This window comes from Martelella mangrovi (assembly GCF_040545495.1).
Classification (GTDB): Bacteria; Pseudomonadota; Alphaproteobacteria; order Rhizobiales; family Rhizobiaceae; genus Martelella; species Martelella mangrovi.
On record NZ_JBEPLY010000019.1, the window covers coordinates 62,054 to 68,661 of the forward strand.

The 6,608-nt window shown below is 59.0% G+C and carries 9 protein-coding genes; all 9 read right to left on the reverse strand.

Going from position 1 to position 6,608, the window contains the following annotated elements; all coding sequences use genetic code 11:
- Positions 1 to 44: 44 nt before the first annotated feature.
- The 9 genes from ABID12_RS19865 to ABID12_RS19905 all read right to left on the reverse strand — a co-directional run bounded on the left by ABID12_RS19865 (position 45) and on the right by ABID12_RS19905 (position 6,589).
- Positions 45 to 464 carry a DUF3168 domain-containing protein gene (locus ABID12_RS19865; protein ID WP_354435799.1) on the reverse strand — a complete coding sequence of 140 codons (420 nt, stop codon included), beginning with the start codon at positions 462 to 464 and terminating at the stop codon, positions 45 to 47.
- Entirely contained in the window at positions 464 to 895 is a 432-nt protein-coding gene (locus ABID12_RS19870) for an HK97-gp10 family putative phage morphogenesis protein (RefSeq protein WP_354435800.1), read from the reverse strand. The genes ABID12_RS19865 and ABID12_RS19870 overlap by 1 nt, the downstream gene beginning before the upstream one ends.
- Positions 895 to 1,257, reverse strand: coding sequence for a phage head closure protein (locus ABID12_RS19875; protein WP_354435801.1), 363 nt, complete (start codon positions 1,255 to 1,257; stop codon positions 895 to 897). Before ABID12_RS19875 ends, ABID12_RS19870 begins: the two co-directional genes overlap by 1 nt.
- Before the next feature lie 171 nt (positions 1,258 to 1,428).
- Positions 1,429 to 2,007: a head-tail connector protein gene (locus ABID12_RS19880; protein ID WP_354435802.1), complete on the reverse strand. Its 579-nt coding sequence runs from the start codon at positions 2,005 to 2,007 to the stop codon at positions 1,429 to 1,431.
- A complete protein-coding gene (locus ABID12_RS19885; RefSeq protein WP_354435803.1) occupies positions 2,004 to 2,183 on the reverse strand; it encodes a hypothetical protein in 180 nt (59 codons plus the stop codon). The genes ABID12_RS19880 and ABID12_RS19885 overlap by 4 nt, the downstream gene beginning before the upstream one ends.
- A gap of 63 nt (positions 2,184 to 2,246) precedes the next feature.
- Positions 2,247 to 3,518: a phage major capsid protein gene (locus tag ABID12_RS19890; protein ID WP_354435804.1), complete on the reverse strand. Its 1,272-nt coding sequence runs from the start codon at positions 3,516 to 3,518 to the stop codon at positions 2,247 to 2,249.
- Positions 3,519 to 3,573: 55 nt separating this feature from the next.
- Complete coding sequence (locus ABID12_RS19895; protein WP_354435805.1) at positions 3,574 to 4,161, reverse strand: HK97 family phage prohead protease; 588 nt, start codon at positions 4,159 to 4,161, stop codon at positions 3,574 to 3,576.
- A gap of 2 nt (positions 4,162 to 4,163) precedes the next feature.
- Positions 4,164 to 5,396 (reverse strand): phage portal protein, encoded by a 1,233-nt coding sequence (locus ABID12_RS19900; RefSeq protein WP_354435806.1) that lies wholly within the window; start codon positions 5,394 to 5,396, stop codon positions 4,164 to 4,166.
- On the reverse strand, positions 5,393 to 6,589 hold the full coding sequence (locus ABID12_RS19905) for a terminase TerL endonuclease subunit (protein ID WP_354435807.1): 1,197 nt from the start codon (positions 6,587 to 6,589) through the stop codon (positions 5,393 to 5,395). The genes ABID12_RS19900 and ABID12_RS19905 overlap by 4 nt, the downstream gene beginning before the upstream one ends.
- Between the last annotated feature and the right edge of the window lie 19 nt (positions 6,590 to 6,608).

The following is a 6,608-nucleotide window of genomic DNA, read 5'->3' on the forward strand; positions in this document are numbered from 1 at the left end:
CATATGACGGCTGGCGATTGCAGATTTCAGATTGTTGGGTGGTTTCAGCCGATCTCGACAAACGCCGTGAACGACAGGGCTGCATGGTTGGTGATGCCGTCCGGCTCCCGCATGATCCGGGTGGCGCGATGGTGAAGCGACAACAGCGCGTTGTCGGCAAGCCCGAGGCCTGCATCGTGAAAGCTACGCTTCACAGCGCCGGCGAGCTTCTTGACCTCGGCGGAACCGAAGGCTTCTCCAGCACCCTGAGACCAGCAATCGATCTGAATGCTGATTTCCTCACCGTCGATGCAGTCGGCATCATCCGGCAGGCTATCGCTCGGGCCCATGGAGATATAGGGAAAGGCCGGTTTCGGATCGGCGGGCACCCGGTCGAAGATGCGCGTGCCGGTGAACCGGGTAACATCCGGGGCAGTTTTCAACGCCGCAATGACCGCCCGGCTCAGTTCATAGTTTGGATCCATCAGTGACCTGCTGCGACCTGTTTGGCCGCCTTTGTGAGCGATCGGGATATGCGTGATTTCACGCGCCGGCGCTTGGCCCGGTAGGACACATAGAAGTAAGGTTGCGCCGTCATGTCCTGCCGGCCGAATTCCACCCATCGCGCCCAGAAGGCATCATCATCGCCAGCATAGATCGTGATGGTGAGTTCGGACCCGAGCTGGGATTTTACGGTGGCGGCAATACTTGCCCCTGTAGGGGTCCTGCCCCATGTCCAGCCGATGCTGTCGCGAAGCGCACCGCTGTCGACCGGGACAAGACTTTTCATAAGCGCGACAATCTCATCTGCAGATTGCTCCATCGCGGCCTTGATCAGCTTTTTCGCAACGACCGGCATGCGCTTCATCTTCCGTTCAAGAGCAGCACGCCCCTGAATTGTCGCACGCCGGGCCATCAGCTCGGCTCGCCTTCGGCAACCATCATCTCAACCCACCGGTTTTCATCATCGACATTGACCGGCGGCGCGGTGATCGCAAACACCCTGCCGGGCTTGCGGGCATCCACGATGCGCCAGTCCGCCGTCACTTCGGCGGCCTGTGTGCTGTGGCGGATACGGACCGTATAAGGCTGAACACCTTGCAGCCTTTCGGCCATGACCGTTTCCGTACCGTTGCGGGCAATCATCTGGGCACGCTGGGTAAAGACCGTTTCGAACTTACCGGCGACCGGATTGCCATAACCATCATCCGTGGCGCCGCGCTTTTGGAAATGCAGCCGGGACCGCAGCTGGCCGCCGCTATTCGCCGGCCGTGCCATTGTCAGCCTCCGCATTCATTCGCCGGGCCGCGCCCGCGTTCAAGGCAGTCTCAGCACAGGCTACCCGGACATTGTATGTACCGCCGGATCGATAGGCGATTGTGATTTTCGGCCGTTCCGGTGGCGACCACCGAAAAGGTTTATCAAAGACAAGCCAGACCATGGTTTCACCTATGCGTTCAGACGATAATTGCTCAGCAAGGACCAGAACCCGGAGCTGTCCGGCAATTCCGCAGTTATGGTGCCGGTGATGACCTGCTCCCGGTTTCGGTACCACGTGCCGATCAGCAACAGCATCGCCTGACAGACGGCGGCAGGCACTTCATCAAAGCCCGCGACCACATCAACGGCGATGCGGGATCCCGACTGAATGGCAGGCCACCGCTTGCCCGGCCTGATCACGATCGAGGCCCGCAGTCCTTCAAGGCGCGCTTCATAGGTGGATGGATCCAGAGTGCCGTCGATAGCGTCAGGCCCAACATAGCGTACTGCAACCACCTCTTTGACCGGCCCCACAGGCAGGCGCTGCAGGTCCCCGAAGCTATGGCAATGAAGCTTTATGGTCTTTTGCGTGACGACAAGCCCGGCAACCTGCTCGACATGATCGCAGGCAGTGGCGATCAGCCGCTGGATGAAACTGTCATCATCGTCAAAATCGACGGTCAGCTGTTCTTTCGCGGTCTCAAGCGACAGCGCTTCACCGTTAGATGGCGCGATTATAACCGGCTCTGACCATCCCATGCGGCTCATCGCCGGGTCTCCGATGCAGACGGCTTCACCATCGTGTTGAACCGCCGTTCACCCACCGGAACCGCCAACCCGGCCTTGATCAGAGTAACCGCCTTATCTTTCGGAAAGTCGCGCCGTTCACCGGGCGCAAGAATATAGTCCGGGCCGGTATATCCAGCCAGCATCTTGATTTCCATGATTGCACTCCATCGGAGAAGGTCGGCAGGCGCGATCAAGCGCCCGCCGTTTCAGCCTGAAAATCAGGAAGCCTTCATCTTGAGGTGTTTGACGGCATTGGCGTCGCCCAGCTCACCGTCGAAACGGATCAGACCGGCGATCCCCATGTCGGGCCAGAACCGCTCACGCATCACGCCAACAACCGGCACACCAACTTTCCGAACGAAATAGCGGGAAAAATCACCGAACAGCATCGGCTTGTTTCCCGCACCGATGTCGGGCATGGCCTGATTGATCGAGTATTTGCGACCATTGAAGTTGGCGGGGATCCCCGCCTGGACATCGCCCTTCTGCCAGAGATAGTTGCCGTCGCCGTCTTTCAGCTTACGGATCGCCAGAAGCGTGTTGTCGTTGAACATGTAACGGACCTTCGGGCTGCTCCGGTAGGCCGGATCGACCGAGTGCTCCAGCGCCATGATCTCATCGAATTTCAGGCTGGCAGCAGCGGCCGCCATCAATCCCTGACTGGAAGCCGTCAGAATGCCGTTCGGCGCGTTGGTGCCAGTACCCACCGTCAGCTGGCGGTTCGCGATGCGGCCGAGCCGTTCACCGATCAGAAAGCCGAGGAAGGATTCCATGTTGACGATGCCGTCCGTGTCGAGCTCGAAAGACCAGCGAACGAAGGGCGTGTTGTAGACATAGGCGTTCAGAAGCTTCTGCCCGAACTCAACGTCGCCGCTGCCGTCATCCTTCAGTTCCTCGCCTTCCGTGTGCAGATCGGCTTCATTGTCGGTGTCATCGACCGTCGGCACCTGAATGGGATTGCCGCCTGCCGTGTTCATGACCGTGGCCACCTCTTCATCGTACATCGGCCCCCAGGCCTTCATCGCCTTGATGATTTCGCCATGAAGCTCAGTCGGGACCGTGTAGCCACCGGCGGTATTGCTGCCGGTTGTCTGTGCGCGGTTTTCGAATTTCGCCGCCCCGGCCCGCAGAACATTGCGTTCCTCTGCCGTCAGATCGGAGATCTCGGTCCCGCAAATCACGCGGGCAAACACGTTGCGATATTCCGGCGAAGGATCTTCACCGCCAGCACCCCGTGTTTCGACATCATCGCCGGTCGGACGGTTGCGCGCACGGCGTTCTTCAGCACTGCGCTCGATTTCGAGCTGTCGTTCCTCGCGCTGGATCTGCTTTTCGAGCTTGTCATATTCGGCCATTGCCGTGTCATGTGCCGCTTCAAGCTCTGTCGCGCGGGCTTCATCGGTGTTGTCGTTGATCTGGTTGAGACGTTCACGGGCCTCTTCGGCAATCGTTTCCTGCCGCTGCCGCAACTCTTTGATGCGTTGCACCATTCTAGAGCTCCATTCTTGATTTTCAGTGAGGTGGTTCAGCGCTTGGCGGCCCGCCTTACGCCTTACTCCGCGATCTGAGATCGAGGGTCGCTTTCATCCGCAGCCGTCGGGCGGCTGCATGAAAATTGGTTCGGGCGCGGTCTTTTTTCGCCGCTTCGAGATCCCGCATTGCAAGCTGGGTGTCGTCATAGGCCGGGAAGGCCACGGCGCTGACTTCCATCAGGTCGGCTGCAATAATCGTCCGTTTCCACGGTTCGGCCGTTTCGTCCCATTCCTGTTTGACGACATGGAAGCCGAACGACATACCCGAGATATCACCGCGCTCAAGCAGGACTGCGAGGTCTCGCCCGTCTGTCGTTTCCGGCAGGTCGACTTCGACGCGCAGCCCCTTGTCATCTTCGGTGAGGCGCAACGTGCCGGCAGAAGTCCGGCCAATCACCCGCCCCGGATCATGATCAATCAGCGCCCGCACATCGTTGTTTTTCAAAGTGTCGGTGAAAGCACCCGGTGCGATACGCTCGACAAACAGGCCACCGATATCGGCATCACTGTTGAACAGCGCCGCATAACCGACAGCCGTCTTCGTGTCGCCGTCGGCCCGTATCTCGGGACGGCGGACGATCGCTCGCTTTAGCAGCGTCATATTCATTCTCCGGTGGTAGGTTCGCCCGAAACTGGAGCCGAGCTGGGAGAGACCGTGCCCAGCGGGACTGTCGCCCCCTGAATATAGAGGGTGTCGCCGTTCGGCTTGTTGGGCCGGTTTTCCTTCTCGCGCGCCTCGTTCGGCGTGAGAATGCCGGACTGGACACCGCGCGCCAGACCTTCAATCCGGCTCTTGAAGTCACCGCGCATCAACGCATCCAGATTGTGTTCCGCATATCGGGAATTGCGCATCTGCCCGAACAGTTTGAGATTGATTTCCTGCTCAAAATTGCGTGCCCATTGCGCAATGACGTGTTTGACCAGATGCAGGTCCTGCTGCTCCGAATTGTTCAGCGTGGCGTGGATCAGATCCTGCAGGAAAAGCGGTGGCAGATTGAACAACCGCGCAATTTCCTCAATTTGGAACCGGCGCGCCTCGGTCATCTGGCCTTTTGCCGGGTCAAACCCGACCTGCTTCAGCTCATAGCCCGGCGGAATGGAAAAGAAGCTGTCACCAAATTCACGGGCATAGTCGATAGCCCGATCGATATCATCTTTCGCGCGCTTCATGGCGTTCGCACCGGTCGGCATCGGACCGGTCAGGGCAAGCGGTGGGATACCGCCATTGGCAAAGAAGTTTGAGCCGTATTCGTTCATCGCCAGCGCCAGCTGGATCGCGTTCCGGCCGGTCGCGACCGGTGCATAGGAGGAAATCATGTCAGACTTTCGCAAGAATGCGATGTCGATCACGTCCTGCGCATCATAGGTTTTGCCCTCATAGGAATAGCTGACGCGCCCGCCGGTTCTGCGAATGGTCACCTTGCCCGGCTCCATCGGCCAGATCGCAACCACCGACCGCCCGGCCCGCTCAATCCATGACAGCGAGCGGCCGGACGTAAACACTTGCGACCAGCAATATTCCCGCCAGCTGTAACTGGTCCATTGCGGGTTGGGCGCTTCATTCAAAAGCGTCTGCACGCCACCCTTGATCTGGCTTGCGCCGTCCTTCCCGGTTTTGAAGGCATGAAGCGGCAGGTTTGCAAGGCTCCCTGAAAGGAAACTCACCGCCGCCGAGAACGCCGGAACGCGCATTGCATTCTCGATCGTCACGGATGGCAGGTTGCCCGACTTGATCCCGAAGAACTCAAGAAAGTTCGAAGCACTCACCTTGACCTTCGGGTCTTCGATATTCGCCGCACGAACCTCCCGACCGGGCTTTCTGCTGAATAGTCTCATGATTGCTTCACCAGCGTGTATTCCGGATCATCCCAGGGCGAGACCGGTTCCGGTTCTTCATCGGTCATCGCAAGCCCGATCCCCATGACCGTGGCGACAACACCGTCGATTTTGTCGAGTGAATGTTTCTTGTCCGGCACGTAGTTGAGGTTGACGTCAAACCGCACCGAGCAGTGCCCGGCCATCCATGCCAGAACCGGGTGGCCGCCGTGCTCGATATCCTGCGCAAAAACCAGCCGTTCAAATTCTTTGGTCGGCGCGCTGAGATTGGCCGTCGTCTGGCGCATATCGACCAGCAGTTCGGGATCCAGCCCCTCATGCTGCAGGTCCCCGATCAGCTTGCTGGTGCCCCATGGGTCATAGCCGATCCGCTCGACGTCGAAATGCGCACCGGCATCAAAGATGGCCCGCATCAGAAAGTTGAGATCGACAAAATCACCGGGCGTTGTTTCCAGCGCGCCGGTCTTCACCCAAGCATTCCAGTTGACCCGCTTGTCCTCCTGCGCCCGCCGTTCAAGCGTTTCCTCCGGAACCCAGAACCGGGGAATGACAACCCATTTGTCATTGTCCGCATCCGGCGGCAGGATTGCCACAAGCGCGGTCAGGTCATTGACCGACGACACATCGAAAGCCAGAAGCGCGCGCCGCCCCTTGTTTTCTTCCCATAGGCGCGACCACGATTTCGCGTCCGTAGTGCAGGCCTGCCATTTCGAACGTGGCAGCCAGCCACCGATCTGATCGACCCAGCGGTTGAGGTGGTAACACTGAAAGATCGCCTCTTGCGCCGGTCGGCCCTTGGCCTTGCGAAACTCCGTTTGCAGATAGTCCAGCGTCGGTGTCAGGCCGAGGCTGGGATTGGCCTTTCGCCAGATCGTCTCATCGGTCCAGTCGTCTTCATCTTCGATCCCGAAATAAACCACCAATGTCGACGGATCATCGATCTCGCCGCGCATGATCGAAAGCGATTCCTGAAACCACTCAAAACCCACGCGGTTTTCGCGACGGCCAGCGGTCGAGGCATAAAGCTCAATCGGCTGAAGCCTTGCGCCGGTCCCCTGCCGCAACGTGTCGGCAATTTCGGTGGACTTCCATTCGTGGATCTCATCACCCACCGTAACTGAGAACGGCGGTGCAAAAGTCGGCCACGGAAGCGGCGGAATAGACCGTCCGCGGGCGGAGTAAAATCCGTCCACCTATCTTCCTTCTGCAATG